Origin of the sequence: Acinetobacter sp. YH12208 (assembly GCF_013418055.1) — a bacterium.
GTDB classification, from domain to species: Bacteria; Pseudomonadota; Gammaproteobacteria; order Pseudomonadales; family Moraxellaceae; genus Acinetobacter; species Acinetobacter pseudolwoffii.
This window is the reverse complement of the sequence record NZ_VPCT01000014.1, coordinates 23759-41012: the sequence shown is the minus strand read 5'-3', so window position 1 is coordinate 41012 and position 17254 is coordinate 23759. Positions and strand designations below refer to the sequence as shown.

Below are 17254 nucleotides of genomic sequence, written 5' to 3'. Positions count from 1 at the left end.
TAAAAGATTGAAATATCACTATATGAAGATAACTGCTAACGATTGATGAATTAAAGCATTATTGCTTTAAAACTACACTAAATGCGCTAAACCGTGATATCAGTGAAACTTTGGCAGGCTTATCAATAAAACAGCTATGAAATATGTATAAAAAGCATTTTATTGATAGGTTTAATCTCGCTATCCTTGCGATCGATATAATAGAAACTACTAGCAGCTGTACGCCATGTATTTATATACTGATTTCGATCAGCAACTGATTAATGAACGTGTTGCACAGTTCCGTGACCAAACGGAACGTTATTTAGCCGGTAAACTCACCGAAGATGAGTATCGTCCGCTTCGTCTGCAAAATGGTCTGTATGTACAGCGTTATGCGCCGATGTTACGTATTGCAGTGCCTTATGGTTTGATGAACTCAAAGCAACTGCGTAAAGTGGCTGATTTGGCTAAAGAATATGACCGTGGTTACGCGCATATTTCGACCCGTCAAAACATCCAGTTTAACTGGCCGGCACTGGAAAACGTGCCAGATATGCTGGCTGAACTGGCGACCGTGCAAATGCATGCGATTCAGACTTCAGGCAACTGTATCCGTAATACCACGACGGATCAGTATGCCGGTGTAGTGGCTGGTGAAATTGCCGATCCGCGTCCGACCTGTGAATTGATCCGTCAATGGTCAACTTTCCATCCGGAATTTGCCTTCTTGCCACGTAAGTTCAAGATTGCAGTCTCTGCGCTTGAAGAAACCGATCGTGCCGCCACTGCATTCCACGATATCGGTGTATATATTGTGCGTAATGAAGCCGGCGAAATGGGCTATAAAATCAAAGTGGGTGGTGGTCTTGGCCGTACGCCAGTGATTGGCAGCTTTATTCGTGAGTTCTTGCCACGTGAAGACCTGATTGCTTATTTGGAAGCAGTACTTCGTGTGTATAACTTGCATGGCCGTCGCGACAACAAATATAAAGCGCGTATCAAGATTCTGGTAAAAGCCTTAACGCCAGCAGTATTTGCCGAGAAAGTTGAAGCTGAATTTGAGCATACGATTAAAACACTGAAAATCGATGCAGACACCTTGGCGAAAATGGATGAGAACTTCACGCCATTCGATTACCAAGATTATGCAGATGAAGATTTCACTGAATTGTTCGCGCAATATCCGAAATTCAAACAGTGGTTCAACATCAATACCAATGCACATAAAGTGAAAGGTTATCGTATTGTGACGATTTCACTGAAACGTGCCGGCATTGCACCGGGTGATGTCAGCACTGAAGAAATGAACCTGATTGCAGACCTTGCCGATCAGTACACTTTCGGTGAATTACGTACCACGCATGAACAAAATATCTCGCTGGTCGATGTGCCGCAAAAAGATTTGTTTGCTGTATGGCAAACCCTTGAACAAAACAATCTGGCACGTGCGCATATCGGTTTCTTGACCGACATCATCTGCTGCCCGGGCGGTGATTTCTGTTCATTGGCCAATGCAAAATCGATTCCGATTTCTGAAGCGATTTCACGCCGTTTTGATGATCTGGATACCATTTACAACTTGGGTAAACTGGACTTGAACATCTCTGGTTGTATGAATGCCTGTGGTCATCACCATGTCGGTAATATCGGGATCTTGGGTGTTGATAAAAAAGGCGCTGAATTCTACCAGATCACGCTTGGCGGTAATGCAGACCATGATGCCTCAATTGGCGACATTCTTGGGCCGTCATTTGCAGCAGATGTGGTGCCGGATATTGTAGAAGAAATTCTAAATACCTATCTTGATCTACGTCAGGACGCTGAAGAGTTTATCGATACTTATCGCCGTGTTGGCATCCAACCATTCAAGGAGCGTGCATATGCTTAATACCGCACTCGCAGTGCTCTCTAAAGATGGCACAGTGACAGAAAATACTTACCAGCTCATCGGTGAAGAGGGTGTTTTACCACAAGGTGATGTGGTTCTGACGGTAGATCAGTTAGATCAGCTTCGCCATGTTTCAGGTAAAAAAGCATTGTACTTAACCGTTGATGCTTCACCTGAAAGCAATGAATTTCCGCTAGCTCAATTAGATGCAATCTTTATTGAATTCGCCGGTTTTAATGATGGCCGTGGCTATTCATTTGCGGCACTTTTACGCCGTCAAGGTTTCCAAGGCGAACTTCGTGCCACTGGTGATGTATTCAAAGATGTGTTGAACTACATGAAGCGTTCTGGTTTCGATACTTTCGTGATTAAAGAAGGTAAAGACATTCAGGAGGCGGCTGCCGGTTTAAATGATTTTAAAAATCCGTACCAAGCATCGACCGCGGTGAATCAGGCAAATTATCAAACAGGTGCCTAACCTGAAAGTTAAAAAGCTTGTCTGTAAATAAGTCTGTTTTTCTTATAAACAAAAAGCCTGCAATGCAGGCTTTTTGTTTGCTTTGGACGATAGATATGATTGTTTCTATACTATCCTGAATGCTTTAAATTGCTGCGAATTGCTGTAGCATAAGTATCTTTATGCTGAGAGTAACGCGAGCAGAGTGCTAATTTTCGAGTATGCAAAATCAATCAAGAGGGCGATTTTAATGGGATCGTCATCTGATTTATTTTTTTAATTTTTTCATGATGAAGTGACTTGTCTTTATGCAAAATTCTATCCGTATTGGTATTGCTGGTTATGGCAACTTGGGTCGTGGCGTTGAAACCGCCATTCAAAAGAATCCAGATTTACAACTTGTGGGTATTTTTACCCGTCGTGCGCCTGAAACGGTATCTCCTTGCTTCGCAGCAACCCAAGTGTTCCATATGGACTCACTGACAGATTTCCAAGATAAAATTGATGTGCTGATTTTATGTGGCGGTTCAAAAGACGACTTACCGCAACAAGGTCCGATCTTGGCCAGCCAGTTTAATATTGTCGATAGTTTTGACACCCACGCACGTATTCCTGAATATTATGCAGCGGTCGATGCACCTGCAACAGCCAGCAAGAAAACTGCGATGATCTCCATTGGTTGGGATCCAGGCATGTTCTCGATCAATCGCTTATTTGGTGAAGCTTTACTGCCAGACGGTGAAACCTATACTTTCTGGGGCAAAGGCTTAAGCCAGGGTCATTCAGATGCCATTCGTCGTGTAGAAGGTGTGAAAGCAGGGGTGCAATATACCATTCCTTCAACAGAAGCAATTGAGAAAGTACGTAGTGGTGTTCGTCCAGTATTAACGACCAAAGAAAAACATACCCGTGAGTGTTATGTGGTGCTTGCAGAGGGTGCAGATGCAGAAGCAGTGAAGCAAGCGATTGTGACCATGCCGGATTATTTTGCCGACTATGACACGACTGTGAATTTCATTGATGAAGTAACTTTAGCACAAGATCACCAGCGTATGCCGCATGGTGGTTTTGTGATTCGTAGTGGAAACACCAGTGATGCACATAAACAAGTGCTTGAGTTTTCATTAAAACTAGAAAGTAATCCAGAATTTACAGCCAGCGTTTTAGTTGCTTATGCACGTGCAACTTATCGTTTAAATCAAATGCAGCAGTATGGTGCAAAAACAGCATTTGATGTGGCACCGGGCTTGTTGTCAATGAAATCACCTGAGCAACTTCGTAAAGAAATTCTTTAAGTCTTATCATTTAAAGTACAGCTTTGAATATTTGACGATAAAAAGCCTCCAATCGGAGGCTTTTTGATTTCTAAAATTCCCCCTCCTTTATTAAAGGATGAGGAACGATGTTCCGCAAGAGGGGAGGATTTATAAAATCCCTCTAAATCTCTTTTTTAAAAGGGAGGCTTTTAATTAAAGCAACTCAATCGCCACAGCAGTCGCTTCACCGCCACCGATACAAAGTGCAGCAATACCACGTTTACCACCGGTACGTTTCAGCGCATGAATCAAAGTCAGGATAATACGTGAACCGGTTGAACCGACAGGATGACCCAGGGCACAGGCACCGCCATTAATATTGACTTTTTCAGGATCAAGCTTGAATTCATCCATTGGACACATGGTCACCATGGCAAAGGCTTCATTGATTTCCCAGAGGTCGACATCTTGAGCATTCCAGCCTGCTTTATCGAGAACCTTTTGAATTGCACCCACTGGCGCTATGGTAAATTCAGAAGGATGCTGTGAATTTGAAGCATAGGCAACAATTTTGGCCAAAGGATTTAAACCTTTTGCTGCGGCATGATCCGCTGAGCTAATCACCAGAGCTGATGCACCATCAGAAATTGAGCTGGCATTGGCAGCGGTAATGGTGCCGTCTTTGGCAAAGGCTGGACGCAGGGTTGGAATTTTATCAATATTGGCATTGAAGGGTTGTTCATCTTTATCAACAACCACATCACCTTTACGTGTTTTTACCGTAACTGCTACGATTTCATCAGAAAAATAGCCTTCATTCACAGCAGTTTGTGCACGTTTCAATGAGCGAATGGCGAAATCATCCATCTGTTCGCGAGTATAGCCTTTGGTATTTGCCATATCTTGGGCAAATGAACCCATCAAACGACCTGTCTCAGCATCTTCAAGACCATCTAGGAACATATGGTCTTTGATTTCACCATGCCCCATACGGAACCCGCCACGTGCCTTAGGCAGCACATAAGGTGCATTGGTCATTGATTCCATACCCCCTGCCACAACAATATGTGCAGAGCCGGCTTTAATCATATCGGCTGCTTGCATCACTGCTTTCATGCCAGAACCACATAGCTTATTAATGGTTACTGCCCCAGTCGAATCCGGAAGACCTGCCTGACGCATCGCTTGACGTGCAGGTCCCTGTTTTAAACCTGCAGGAAGAACACAACCCATAATGACTTCTTCAATATCTGCGGGTTGTAAACCTGCACGAGCAATTGCTTCTTTAATTGAAGCGGCACCAAGTTCAGGAGCAGTTACACTGGCAAGGCTGCCTTGAAAGCCACCCATGGCTGTACGTGCACCATTGACAATCACGATGTCGGTCATTGTTATATCTCCGTATAAGTTTTAATTAATTTCTCAAACATAAGCAGTATATTGAAAAAAAACTAGGATTGAAGGGTTAATCGCAGTCAATCTTAAACTGGATAGTTCTGTTAGCATGAGGAGAGGCTTTCTACCCGGATATGCCCCATTTTACTCAGTACAATACGCTGCTGGCTGGAGATTTGCGCCGAACAATAATAGAAACTGCCATTCGAACCAATCGGAAGGGCGGTACGTGCCTGATAAGTGACACTTGGTGAACTTAATGCGCCTCGCCAACTCAGGTTGCCATATTTAAGATTTAGAGCATCAATGTGTAAAATTTGTTCGCCCGCATCGACTTGCCGATTTTTATTTTTATCAATAAAGACCAGCATATTCTTATTCCATTGGTTAGATTGACAAGTCAGGGAATCCTGGCTTGGACAGATGACAATATTCTGATGAAACACTGCTGCCTGGCTGCGTGCATAGCGGTTAATCGCAGATAATTTGATTGGGATATTTTTGGCTTCCTGTTTGGAACGATACTCATGAAAGTAAGGTAAAGCAATACTGGCTAAAATTACAATCACTGCAATACAGATAATTAACTCAACAATAGTGAACGCTCTTGTTATTTTTTTATACATAGAGTTACCTGATTTATATATTATTTTTATAAGAAACATGTTATTAATTATGCGTTTTTTATGCTTTGTTGAGCGTGTGATTTGGTCGTTACTCAAATTTCAAGAAAGCGATTAAAAAATAATTGGCAATCACAATAGGTCATTCAGAATAAAAAATTGAGTAAAAAATTACTGAATTACAACGGAAATTGTAAGTAATTTTGTCAATAATTTACTTGATTAAATTAATCAAGCACTTGGAAAAATAATAAAGTGTTTGTATGATGCCATGTGAATAGCTTAAGAATAAAACTGGGGTAATAAAAAGCCTATCTCAGGATGGCCTATTACGGGCTTGAGCTTGAACAACAATTGTTATCTCTGGAGGATAAATCCATGAAAATGAGTCGTATTGCTTTAGCTATGCTTGTAGCTGCACCTTTTGCTGTTGCAAATGCAGGCGTAACTGTTACTCCGTTGATGTTAGGTTATACATTCCAAGACACTCAGCACAACAATGGCGGTAATGATGGTGAGTTATTAGTTTCTAATCAAGGTGAAATGCAAGACGATTTATTCGTTGGTGCTGCGATTGGTGTAGAACTTACTCCTTGGTTAGGTTTTGAAGCTGAATACAGCCAAGTTAAAGGTGATGTTGACGGTGCTGAGCCTGGTGCAGAATATAAAGGCCAAAACATCGCAGGTAACTTCTACGCAACTTCTGATGTATTTACTGGTAACTATGACAGCAAGATCAAACCATATGCATTGTTAGGTGCTGGTCACTACAAATACAAATTTGATGGTGTAGATCGCGAAGGTCGTGGTAATGAAGAAGAAGGTACGCTAGGTAACGCTGGTATCGGTGCATTCTGGCACATCAACGATGCATTGGCACTACGTACTGAAGCTCGTGGTACTTACCACTTTGACGAAAAATTCTGGAACTATACAGCGCTTGCTGGTCTTAACGTAGTTCTAGGTGGTCGTCTGAAACCAGCTGCTCCAGTAGTAGAAGTTGCTCCAGTTGAGCCTGTAACTCCGGTTGCTCCAGCTCCACAAGAGTTGACTGAAGACCTGAACATGGAACTTCGTGTGTTCTTTGATACCAACAAATCAAACATCAAAGATCAATACAAACCAGAAATCGCAAAAGTTGCTGAGAAGCTAGTTGAATATCCAAACGCTACTGCTCGCATCGAAGGTCACACTGATAACACTGGTCCACGTGCACTGAACGAACGTTTATCTTTGGCTCGTGCTAACTCTGTTAAATCTTCACTTGTGAACGAATACAACGTAGATGCATCTCGTTTGTCTACTCAAGGTTTCGCTTGGGATCAACCGATTGCTGACAACAACACTAAAGAAGGTCGTGCTATGAACCGTCGTGTATTCGCGACGATCACTGGTAGCCGTACTGTACTAGTTGAAGGTCAACAACAAGCTCAATAATTAATTATTGAATTGTTAAAAAAGCGGCTCCTATGAGCCGCTTTTTTTATATCTGAATTTTGACTACACTGAGTCATTAAAGATGTAATTGAGTGATAACATGGGTGTTGAAATTCCTGAAGATTTACAAAATCTGGAAGCCAATAGCGGAATTTTCTCGATCTGGATGATTTTCCATCATTATGGAATTGACCTGCATATTCCGGACTTGGTTCAGCTCTGTCGTCACAATCCGGAAATGGGAGCCTCAACTATTGGCCTTGCAGTGGCTTTGCAGACGCTGGGACTGGATGTTGCTTTTTTTAGCGAATATGATGCAGATAAACAGCCAGTCGAGCTTGATTTTTATCAACAAGCACAGACACTTAAAATACCTGTTGAAGAGCGTGTGATCTCTTATGCAGAAATCCAGCAGCAGGTGGAAGCAGGCCGTTTCGTGATTGTTTTCTACGATACCTTAGAAGGGGTCGGTAATCATTCATTGATCTATGCAATAGATGAACATGAGATCAGTTTCTTTGACAGTTTTGATGCGATGCCGGCAGATGTATTCGAGCAGCAGCGTCAGGCAGAGGGGATCTGTCAGCAAGTGATTGTGATTGATGACCGTAATTTTGTCATGCGGCATAACTAATCTAAGAAATTAAAAAATCAGCCCGTAGGCTGATTTTTTAATTTCTGATGGTTTATTCCTGATCAAGTTTCATAGGTTGTACATCCATCTCTTGATAAGACACCAGTTTGGATTTTTTCTTCCATTTGTATCCGAACCAGATTGCTAGGAACAATGGAATACTGATATAGGTCGAGAGAACCCCCATCCATTGACCTGCCAGAACATCCTGATAGTTTTGACCAAGGACGACAATTGCACAGAGAATAAAAGCAAACCAAGGAGCAAAGGGGAAGAACTTGGCGCGATAAGCCAGATCTTCCAGTTTGTAGCCTTGAGCCAAGTAACCTTTGCGGAAGCGATAGTGTGAAATCGCAATCCCGAGCCAGACAATAAAGCCGCACATGCCCGACATATTGAGTAGCCAGTTAAAGACTTCCTGTTCACCGAAGAAGGTGGTCAGGAAACACAGTGCTGCGATTGCAGTGGTGGCATACAGGGCATTCATCGGTACACCACGTGGATCCAGACGGCCAAACAGTTTTGGCGCACTACCTTTACGTGCCATATCAAATAGCATGCGCGTAGAGGAATACATGCCTGAGTTACCCGCAGACAGAATGGCTGTCAAAATCACCGCATTCATAATGCTCGCAGCAAAGGCAAAGCCGGCCTTTTCATAGAGCAGGGTAAAAGGAGAAAGCGCAATATTGTCGGTCGCAGCCGCCTGTAATAAGCGTGGGTCATTGTAGGCAATTAATGTGCCGATAATGAAAATACACACGATATAAAATAACAGGATACGCCAGAAAATCTGCTTGATTGCCACCGGAATGGTTTTCTTTGGATCTTTCGATTCGCCCGCAGCCACCCCGACCATTTCGGTTCCTTGAAAGGAGAATCCGGCAATCATCGCCACGCCAATTAAGGCTTGGAAACCACCGACAAAAGGTGCGTCACCAATACTCCAGTTGGCAAATGCTTCTGCGCCTGGGGTCAGCATAATCTTCACGATCATCCAGATACCGATAATGATAAAGGCAATAATCGCGACAACTTTCACCAGAGAGAAGAAGAATTCAGATTCACCAAAGCCTTTAACTGTCAGGGCATTAATCCCAAAAATAATGGCCAGGAAAATTGCACTCCAATAAACACCAGGAATATCGGGAAACCAGAATTTCATGATGAACTGAACGGCAACCAGCTCAAAAGCTACGGTAATGGCCCAGTTGTACCAGTAGTTCCAGCCCAAGGCGAAACCAAAACCGCCCTCGACATATTTAGTGCCATAAGTGAAAAATGCACCCGAGGTGGGATTATGCGTGGCGAGTTCGCCCAAACTGGTCATCAAGAAATAAATCATGACACCAATCAGTGCATAAGCAAGTAGTGCTCCGCCTGGCCCGGCATTGGCAATGGTCGCACCCGAGGCCAGGAATAGACCTGTACCGATGGATCCGCCAATAGCGATCATATTCAGATGACGAGCACCCAGCTTACGCTGCAGCTGCATCGTATTTTGCGTTTCGCTCATCACGATTCCTTAACATTTTTTTGTGTGCTAGCGAACAGCACTTTAAAGCCTTGTTGATCCGCTTTCACTGTGCAGCGACCAAAGTTTTGTTCAATCAGGGTCGGGTAGTTTAAGAAACGGTTGGCCACGATCCAAAGCTCGCCACCTGATTTTAAATGACGACGCGAAGTTTTACACAAGGTTTCGCTGGCCGTGTAATCGGTCTCGATTCCCATATGAAAAGGCGGATTGCTGACAATGGCATGCAAGAACAAGGGTGCATCAGCAATGCCAGTGACCGCTTTAATTTCGATCTGTTCAGGGCTAAGCTGGTTTTCATCAAAGGTCATTTGGGTGGAGGCCAGCGCAAAGGCATCCACATCCATGGCAAAAATCCGGTTTTTCGGATTCAACTTTGCCAGATACGCACTAATTACACCTGCGCCACAACCAAAGTCAGCGATTTTACCCGAGGTGACTTGTGATAAATAAGGTAATAAGGTGGCAGTCCCAATATCTAAACGGTTTTGACTAAACACGCCTGGCAGGGCACAAATATTCAGGTCACCATTCGGGGTCGAGATGCTATAACGCTGTGCCCAGTCAGCAAGTGATTTTTTCTCGACCGTGTGGTCTAGAACCAGTTGCCAAAGCTGGCAATGACGTGCGCTATCCAGTTTGAGGGTTTTACCATAAGGCTGCAACTGTTTGGCTGCACGCTCTATCCCGCCTTTCTTTTCACCGACCAGGAAAATACTGCTGCCCGGTTTAAGTTGTGCTGCCACATTATGCAGTAAATAATTGAGCAGTTCTTTAGACTTGGGTACAAAAATAACCGCCTGATCAAACTCAGCTTCAGGCATCTCTGCGCCAAAGTGGACATCTGCTTGTTGCGACTGGAAATATTGAAAATCATTAAAATTCCATGTCCAGACAGCGGGATTGATAGAGGCATCGAATTCAGCGAGTAGATCATCTGTCGGTGCATTAATGAGTAAGATGCGACCCGACAAAAAATCATATTGTCTTAATAAAACTTCGCTTTTAGGATCCATAGGTATCTCTCCAATATAAAGAACACTGCCTAAGTCTGACCTAGACAGTGTTCTTTGGACATGAAATTACTTCTTTGTTTCAGGAAGTACAACATTCAGAATAAGGGCAGCAATACCGCCAGTGGCAACGCCTGAGCTAAAGATATTACGGAATAACTCAGGAAGATGCTCAAGAATTTGTGGAACTTGTGCAACACCTAAACCCAGTGCCAGTGAAATCGCAATAATCAGCAAGGCACGGCGGTCCAGATGTACGCCAGACAGAATATTAATGCCGGAAGCTGCTACTGCACCAAACATCACCATCACTGCACCACCCAGTACCGCTTGCGGAACCGCCTGGATAATCCCGGCAACCGCAGGCAGCAAACCCAGAATGATCAGTAAAGCAGCAATCCAGATACCGACATAACGGCTCGCTACACCCGTCAACTGAATCACACCGTTATTTTGTGCAAATACCGAACTTGGGAAGGTGTTAAAAATACCGGCAAGGAATGAATTGGCGCCATTGACCAGTACACCGCCTTTAATGCGCTGCATCCATTTTGGCCCATCGACTGGCTGGTTAGAAAGCTTTGAGGTCGCCGTGATATCGCCAATCGCTTCTAAAGAGGTCACCAGATAAATGAATGCCATCGGAATAAACAGGCTCCAGGAGAAGCTTAAACCGAAATGCATTGGAGTTGGAATCTGTACCAGTGGGGCATCTTTTAAGCCGGAAAAATCCAGATGGCCCATAAAGCCGGCCAGAATATAACCACAAACCAGGGCAATCAAAATGGCAGAACTTTTTACCCAGGTAATCCGGATACGGTTCAGGATAATGATCAGCGCCAAGACTGTGCAGGACATGATCAGGTTGTCTGCATTGGCAAAAGTTTTATCGCTCATGGCCTGATAACCACCGCCCATACTGATTAGACCTTCTTTAATTAAGGTTAAACCAATCAGAAGGACGACAATCCCGGTCACCAAAGGGGTAATCAGTTTTTTTATCCAAGGCAGAATCTGGGACACGCCCATTTCAATAAATGCACCTGCAATCACCACACCAAAAATTGCTGCCATGACTGACTCAACTGGCGTACCGGCAGCAACCATGGCTGAACCAATACCAATAATTGGGCCGATAAAGTTAAAGCTGGTTCCCTGAACAATCAACAGACCGGCACCAAAAGGTCCGACTTTTTTAGACTGTAAAAAAGTCGCGATACCTGAGATCACCAGGGACATGGATAAAATCATGTTGGTGTCTTCTTTGGATACCCCAAGTGCCAGACAAATTAGCAAGCCAGGGGTCACGATCGGGACAATAATTGCCAATAAATGTTGGAATGCAGCTAAAAAAGCAATAAATGGTTTTGGACGATCATCCAGACCATATACCAGGTCGAGTTGATCTTTAGGAGGAGGAGATTGATTAAAATCAGACATGTGTCAATGCAAATTAAGGCAGGGTGGCGCTATTCTAATCGAGTTACACGCCTTTACAAAATCAAAAAAAGCCCATCTCCTTAAAAAAAGTTGAGGAGTGTGGTAACAGTGACTATAAAAGTTTTGTATTTTTCTGTATAATTTGCCCTCAAATTACATACGCATTGAATTTACATGTCAGATATTAAAACTCTCCGTAACATCGCCATTATTGCGCACGTCGATCATGGTAAAACCACTCTTGTAGACAAACTTTTGCAACAATCAGGTGCTCTCGGTGATCGCGCGGGTGAGATTGAGCGTGTCATGGATTCTGGCGCTATCGAAAGTGAACGTGGTATTACCATTCTTGCAAAAAACACTGCAATTAAATGGACGGATGCACGTACCAATACTGAATATCGCATTAACATCGTGGACACCCCGGGACACGCCGACTTCGGTGGTGAAGTTGAACGTGTAATGTCGATGGTTGACTGCGTACTTCTTCTTGTCGATTCACAAGAAGGCCCGATGCCACAAACACGTTTCGTAACGCAAAAAGCGTTCGCACGTGGTTTGAAGCCAATCGTAATTATTAACAAAGTTGATAAGCCAAGCGCACGTCCAGACTGGGTGATTGACCAGGTATTCGATTTGTTCGATAACTTAGGTGGTTCTGACGAACAGTTAGACTTCCCGGTCGTTTATGCATCTGGTCTTCGTGGTGTGGCGGGTCCTTCTCCAGAAGAACTTGCTGACGACATGACGCCATTGTTCCAAACAATTGTAGACATCGTTGAACCGCCAGCAGTTGACGTTGATGGTCCATTTCAAATGCAAGTGTCTTCACTTGACTATAACAGCTTCGTAGGCGTTATCGGTGTTGGTCGTATTCAACGTGGTTCAGTTAAATTGAACACGCAAGTGACTGTAATCGATAAAGAAGGCAAAACACGTAACGGTCGTATCTTAAAAATCATGGGTTATCATGGTTTAGATCGTGTGGACATCGAAGAAGCCAATGCAGGTGATATCGTTTGCGTAACAGGTATCGATGCATTGAACATTTCTGACACGATTTGTGATCCGAAAGCTGTTGAAGCGCTTCCACCGCTTTCTGTAGATGAACCTACAGTCACAATGACATTCCAGGTAAACAACTCACCGTTTGCTGGTAAAGAAGGTAAATTCGTAACTTCACGTAACATTCGTGAGCGTCTAGATCGCGAATTGATCCACAACGTCGCATTACGTGTTGAAGACACTGACAGTCCTGACCGTTTCAAAGTGTCTGGCCGTGGTGAACTTCACCTTTCAGTTTTAATTGAGAACATGCGCCGTGAAGGCTTCGAGATGGGTGTATCTCGTCCGCAAGTCATCTTGAAAGAAATTGACGGTCAAATGCAAGAACCGTACGAAAACGTGACGTTTGACGTTGAAGAACAGCACCAAGGTTCTGTAATGGAGCAAATGGGCAGCCGTAAAGGCGAGATGACCAATATGGAAGTTGACGGTAAAGGCCGTATCCGTATTGAAGCAACTGTTCCTTCACGTGGCTTGATCGGTTTCCGTTCTGAATTCATGACGATGACTTCAGGTACGGGTATCATGACATCAAGCTTCTCGCATTATGGTCCAATGAAACAAGGCCAAGTTGCGAAACGTCAAAACGGTGTGTTGATCTCTATGGTTCAAGGTACTTGCCTGGGCTATGCATTGTTCACATTACAAGACCGTGGTCGTCTATTCGCTAAGCCTCAGTTAGAAGTTTACGAAGGTATGATTATTGGTATTAACTCACGTTCTGACGACATGACTGTGAACCCGACTAAGGCAAAACAGTTAACCAACGTACGTGCATCTGGTACTGATGAAGCATTAACACTTGTTCCTGCAGTTGAATATACGCTTGAACAAGCGCTTGAATTCATTGAAGATGACGAACTAGTTGAAGTAACACCGAAGTCAATCCGTATCCGTAAGCGTTATTTGACTGAAAACGAACGTAAACGTAACCGTTCAGGTAAATAATCTGTAGATTATTGATCTAAGATTCCTAAAGCCGCAATCTTTTCAAAGATTGCGGTTTTTTTTGTATTAAAATTTTAACTAGAACCATAAAACTTATAAAAAACATCACCTTATGTGAAAATGAAATCACTTATAATTAATGTATAATTCATCACAAACTTTAAAATGAATTATTGGAGAAAAAATGAGTATTATTCAAGAATTTAAAGAGTTTGCTGTCAAAGGCAATGTGATGGACCTCGCGGTCGGTGTTATTATTGGTGGAGCATTTGGTAAAATTATTGATTCTTTTGTAAAAGATATCATCATGCCAATCGTTAGCTGGATTTTAGGTGGTGATGTTGACTATTCTAACTGGTTCCTGGTACTGGGTGATAATCCTAATAATGTCACTTCTTTGACAAATGCACAGGCTGAAGGTCTGAATGTATTTGCTTATGGTAACTTCCTAACGATTCTGATTAATTTCCTGTTGTTGGCATGGGTGGTATTCTTACTGGTGAAAATGATGAATAAACTTCGTCGTAAACAGGCAGAAGAAGCACCTGCACCTGAAGCCACCCCTGAAGATATCGAATTATTGCGTGAAATTCGTGATGAATTGAAAAAACGTCCTGAAGCATAAGCGTTCTGACACAAATAAAAAACGGCGCCTCTTGTGCCGTTTTTTTAATCCTCCTAAATCCCCCCTTTTGTTAAAGGGAGGTGGGGAGAGATTTATAAGATTAAAAATCCATCCGGAACTTAATTTCTACCAAATGAAAACCAAACTGGCTTTTGACCGGACCATGTAAGACCCGTTCAGCAGCCGTAAACACCAGCTTATCAATGACAGGCACCAGTTGGCCTTTTTTTACTTCGCCCAGTTCTCCGCCACGCTTGGCAGAATTACAGGTTGAATATTGTTTGGCGATTTTATTAAAGTCAGCGCCACTCAAAATCTTCTTTTTAAGCTGCTCGGCAGTTTCTTTATCTTTAACCAGAATATGACGCACAATGGCTGTTTTCATGACTTTTCCCCTCGTACAGTTGCCAGTTTTTTGACAGGGAGTTGCATCTTTTTCAAAGGCTGACATTCTGGACAGAACACAGAAGCACGTTGTCCCAGTTTAATATTTTCAAGCGTGGTCTCACAGTTCACGCACATTTCCCCGGCACGACCATAGGCCAGCAGCGTTTGCTGAAAATAGCCATTTTCCCCCATGGCGTTGGTGTAATCCCGTAATGTCGACCCGCCTAAATCAATGGCCTGTTTTAATATGCGCTTGATTTCCAGCACTAATTTTTCGATCTGTGCCAAGCTTAAAGTCGAGGCGGGTTGTGCTGGATGAATGCCCATATTGAACAGACTTTCGGTTGCATAAATATTGCCGACACCTACCACCACATGGTTATCCATAATCGCAACTTTGGTGCCAACATTTTTATTTTTCAATTTTTCAAATAAATACTGAGAATTAAAATTTTCACTCAGGGGTTCTGGTCCCAGCGTATCAATCAGTTTGCTTTGTGACTGCGCATCCAGCCATAAAATACAGCCAAAACGACGCGGATCATGATAACGCAATTCAATATCATCAAACTGAATAATCAGATGATCATGTTTGCGTAATTCTTCAGTTGTTTCACACAAACGAAAGCTGCCAGACATGCCTAAATGCCAGAGCATGGTGTCGTGCTCAAACTCAGCCAGAATATATTTGGAACGGCGCGACAGGTTGAGTAATTTCTGCCCGACCAGCTTTTGTATATTTTCGGGAATGGGCCAGCGCAAACTTGACTGACGGATTTCAACCCGTTTTACACGTTGTTCTAACAAGGGTAATAAACTGGTTTTGGTGGTTTCTACTTCTGGTAATTCAGGCATAACACATCAGAGGCGAGGGAGATGCAGCTAATATTGGGCGAATTTACGGAGATTACAAGTCTTAATGGGGATGCAACCATTAGAAAATGACTGGGGATTTCATGTTTATTGGAGGTGTAAGAGCTTAAAGAATAAGCTGTTTTTTTGCATGTTTAGACCAAAAATTAAAGAAATAAAAGGAATGAAAAAATAAATAAATCCTAAGTTTTTGAAAAACATATAAATAATTTAACTATTTTGAAATAAAATTATATTTTTTGTATTAAGGCATAACTAAAAGTTTAATCAATAATAAAAAAAATAATAAGAATTTATAGGAAAAGTTATGTAAATTCATGCACCTAATAGCAATTTTAAAAACCTTGCTTGTTTTTCTCTCCGAATGTTTAGGTTTTACATGAAATATTTAGGTTTCGCTTTATTGCCATTAATGGCTGCCATGACAACCGCGCAGGCAGAATCTGCATTTGATCCGCAAGGTCAATATTTACTAGGGGGTTGGAATGGTCAACGTACAGAACTGGCTCAGCAAGGGATTAAATTTGAAGCCAATCTGCTAACTGATACAGCCTATCTTGCGGATGGTGGCCGGAATGCAGGCGCAGATCCATTAACTTCTGCCCAGTTATGGTTGGGAACTCAACTGGACCTGGAAAAACTGGCAGGATGGAACGGTGTCACGGTACGTGCTGCAATGAGTGCGCGCCAAGGCCAAAGTACGTCTATCCGTGATTTACAAGATCCATCAGCGCCACAGATGGCCAATGCACAAGGTACGTTTGGGCGCGGCAATCAGGATAGCCGTCTGAGTGAACTTTCGATTGAAAAGAATTATAAAGAGCAAGGACTGAGTATTAAGGCTGGCCGTTTGGGTCTGGGCATGGACTTTAATGTGATGGCCTGTGACTTTGCCAGTACAGCATTTTGTGCTGCGCAGATGGGTAAATGGCAAGGCAATATCTGGATGAACACGCCAGTATCACAATGGGGTGCGCGTATAAAGCAGCAGCTAAACCCTGAACTTGCAGTACAAGTCGGTGTTTATGAGTTTAATCCGGACAATGGCAATGGTGCTAAAGAAGGTCAAGGCTGGAGTTTGGATACTAAGCATGCCGATGGCGTGACCATTCCAGCAGAAATTGTATGGACACCCAAATCACTCATCAATAACTTGCCGGGTAGCTACCGTGTGGGTGGGATGTACAATACTGCGGATGATCCAATCAATCAAAAAGATATTGTCACTGGCCAAGCTGAAGATCGTACCTTTGCAGGCTGGTTGGCCATCGAACAGCAATTAACTTCAACAGGTCAGGGGCGTCAGGGCCTGCATTCATTTGCCAATTTCACCTGGCATGACCGTGTAACCAATAAAGTCGATCATTCACAACAGCTTGGGGTGAAATATATTGGCCTGCTCGACAGTCAACCGAATGATATTTTGGGTCTGGCAGTTAACCGTGTGCACGTGAATAATCGCTTTGCAGATTCGCGTCCAGCATTCAATGCCGATGCAGAATACAATATCGAACTTAACTATAGCTATAATGCAACAAAATGGCTGATGCTACGTCCAAACCTGCAATATGTAGTCAATCCAGGGGCAACCAACAACGTAGATAATGCACTGCTACTTGGTTTAACCAGCCGCATCATCTTCTAAAAAGTGATCGTTCACGTTATAACTAAACAGGCTTTTTAAAGCCTGTTTTTTA

Annotated in this window: 15 protein-coding genes; 8 read left to right on the top strand and 7 right to left on the bottom strand. The window is 43.1% G+C overall.

The genetic code is table 11. From position 1 onward, the window contains the following. Positions 1 to 226: 226 nt before the first annotated feature. The 3 genes from FTU95_RS12180 to FTU95_RS12170 all read left to right on the top strand — a co-directional run bounded on the left by FTU95_RS12180 (position 227) and on the right by FTU95_RS12170 (position 3622). Positions 227 to 1870: a nitrite/sulfite reductase gene (locus FTU95_RS12180; protein WP_180078656.1), complete on the top strand. Its 1644-nt coding sequence runs from the start codon at positions 227 to 229 to the stop codon at positions 1868 to 1870. Next, positions 1863 to 2348 carry a DUF934 domain-containing protein gene (locus FTU95_RS12175; protein WP_005098005.1) on the top strand — a complete coding sequence of 162 codons (486 nt, stop codon included), beginning with the start codon at positions 1863 to 1865 and terminating at the stop codon, positions 2346 to 2348. Before FTU95_RS12180 ends, FTU95_RS12175 begins: the two co-directional genes overlap by 8 nt. Before the next feature lie 287 nt (positions 2349 to 2635). Then, positions 2636 to 3622 carry a diaminopimelate dehydrogenase gene (locus tag FTU95_RS12170; RefSeq protein WP_100535384.1) on the top strand — a complete coding sequence of 329 codons (987 nt, stop codon included), beginning with the start codon at positions 2636 to 2638 and terminating at the stop codon, positions 3620 to 3622. A 174-nt stretch (positions 3623 to 3796) separates the two neighbouring features. Here the strand turns inward: FTU95_RS12170 and FTU95_RS12165 are convergent, their stop codons facing one another. Both FTU95_RS12165 and FTU95_RS12160 read right to left on the bottom strand, forming a co-directional pair. After that, positions 3797 to 4972 carry a thiolase family protein gene (locus tag FTU95_RS12165; protein WP_159516686.1) on the bottom strand — a complete coding sequence of 392 codons (1176 nt, stop codon included), beginning with the start codon at positions 4970 to 4972 and terminating at the stop codon, positions 3797 to 3799. 110 nt (positions 4973 to 5082) lie between these two features. Then, the gene (locus tag FTU95_RS12160) at positions 5083 to 5604 is read right to left on the bottom strand and encodes a GspH/FimT family pseudopilin (protein ID WP_180078654.1); all 522 of its coding nucleotides are present in this window, start codon (positions 5602 to 5604) and stop codon (positions 5083 to 5085) included. Positions 5605 to 5979: 375 nt separating this feature from the next. On the opposite strand from FTU95_RS12160, the gene omp38 reads away from it, so the two are divergent. Beyond that, positions 5980 to 7038 (top strand): outer membrane protein Omp38, encoded by a 1059-nt coding sequence (gene omp38 / locus FTU95_RS12155; RefSeq protein WP_180078651.1) that lies wholly within the window; start codon positions 5980 to 5982, stop codon positions 7036 to 7038. Positions 7039 to 7138: 100 nt separating this feature from the next. Then, positions 7139 to 7672: a peptidase C39 gene (locus FTU95_RS12150; protein ID WP_180078649.1), complete on the top strand. Its 534-nt coding sequence runs from the start codon at positions 7139 to 7141 to the stop codon at positions 7670 to 7672. A gap of 52 nt (positions 7673 to 7724) precedes the next feature. On the opposite strand, the gene FTU95_RS12145 is transcribed toward FTU95_RS12150, so the two are convergent. From FTU95_RS12145 to FTU95_RS12135, 3 genes are all read right to left on the bottom strand, one after another. Beyond that, positions 7725 to 9188, bottom strand: a complete 1464-nt coding sequence (locus tag FTU95_RS12145; RefSeq protein ID WP_005097999.1) for an amino acid permease — start codon at positions 9186 to 9188, stop codon at positions 7725 to 7727. Beyond that, positions 9188 to 10222, bottom strand: a complete 1035-nt coding sequence (locus FTU95_RS12140; RefSeq protein WP_180078647.1) for a methyltransferase — start codon at positions 10220 to 10222, stop codon at positions 9188 to 9190. The genes FTU95_RS12145 and FTU95_RS12140 overlap by 1 nt, the downstream gene beginning before the upstream one ends. 66 nt (positions 10223 to 10288) lie before the next feature. Then, positions 10289 to 11659, bottom strand: coding sequence for a uracil-xanthine permease family protein (locus tag FTU95_RS12135; protein ID WP_005097996.1), 1371 nt, complete (start codon positions 11657 to 11659; stop codon positions 10289 to 10291). Between the two features lie 174 nt (positions 11660 to 11833). On the opposite strand from FTU95_RS12135, the gene typA reads away from it, so the two are divergent. Further along, positions 11834 to 13672, top strand: a complete 1839-nt coding sequence (gene typA / locus FTU95_RS12130) for a translational GTPase TypA (RefSeq protein ID WP_005097994.1) — start codon at positions 11834 to 11836, stop codon at positions 13670 to 13672. Between the two features lie 184 nt (positions 13673 to 13856). After that, a complete protein-coding gene (gene mscL, locus FTU95_RS12125; protein ID WP_074383487.1) occupies positions 13857 to 14297 on the top strand; it encodes a large conductance mechanosensitive channel protein MscL in 441 nt (146 codons plus the stop codon). Between the two features lie 100 nt (positions 14298 to 14397). On the opposite strand, the gene FTU95_RS12120 is transcribed toward mscL, so the two are convergent. Both FTU95_RS12120 and mutM read right to left on the bottom strand, forming a co-directional pair. Next, positions 14398 to 14682 carry a peptidylprolyl isomerase gene (locus tag FTU95_RS12120; RefSeq protein WP_004281718.1) on the bottom strand — a complete coding sequence of 95 codons (285 nt, stop codon included), beginning with the start codon at positions 14680 to 14682 and terminating at the stop codon, positions 14398 to 14400. Next, complete coding sequence (gene mutM, locus FTU95_RS12115; RefSeq protein WP_159516689.1) at positions 14679 to 15539, bottom strand: bifunctional DNA-formamidopyrimidine glycosylase/DNA-(apurinic or apyrimidinic site) lyase; 861 nt, start codon at positions 15537 to 15539, stop codon at positions 14679 to 14681. The genes FTU95_RS12120 and mutM overlap by 4 nt, the downstream gene beginning before the upstream one ends. 397 nt (positions 15540 to 15936) lie before the next feature. Between mutM and FTU95_RS12110 the strand changes: the two genes are divergently transcribed. After that, positions 15937 to 17202 (top strand): carbohydrate porin, encoded by a 1266-nt coding sequence (locus FTU95_RS12110; RefSeq protein WP_180078645.1) that lies wholly within the window; start codon positions 15937 to 15939, stop codon positions 17200 to 17202. The last annotated feature ends 52 nt before the right edge of the window (positions 17203 to 17254 follow it).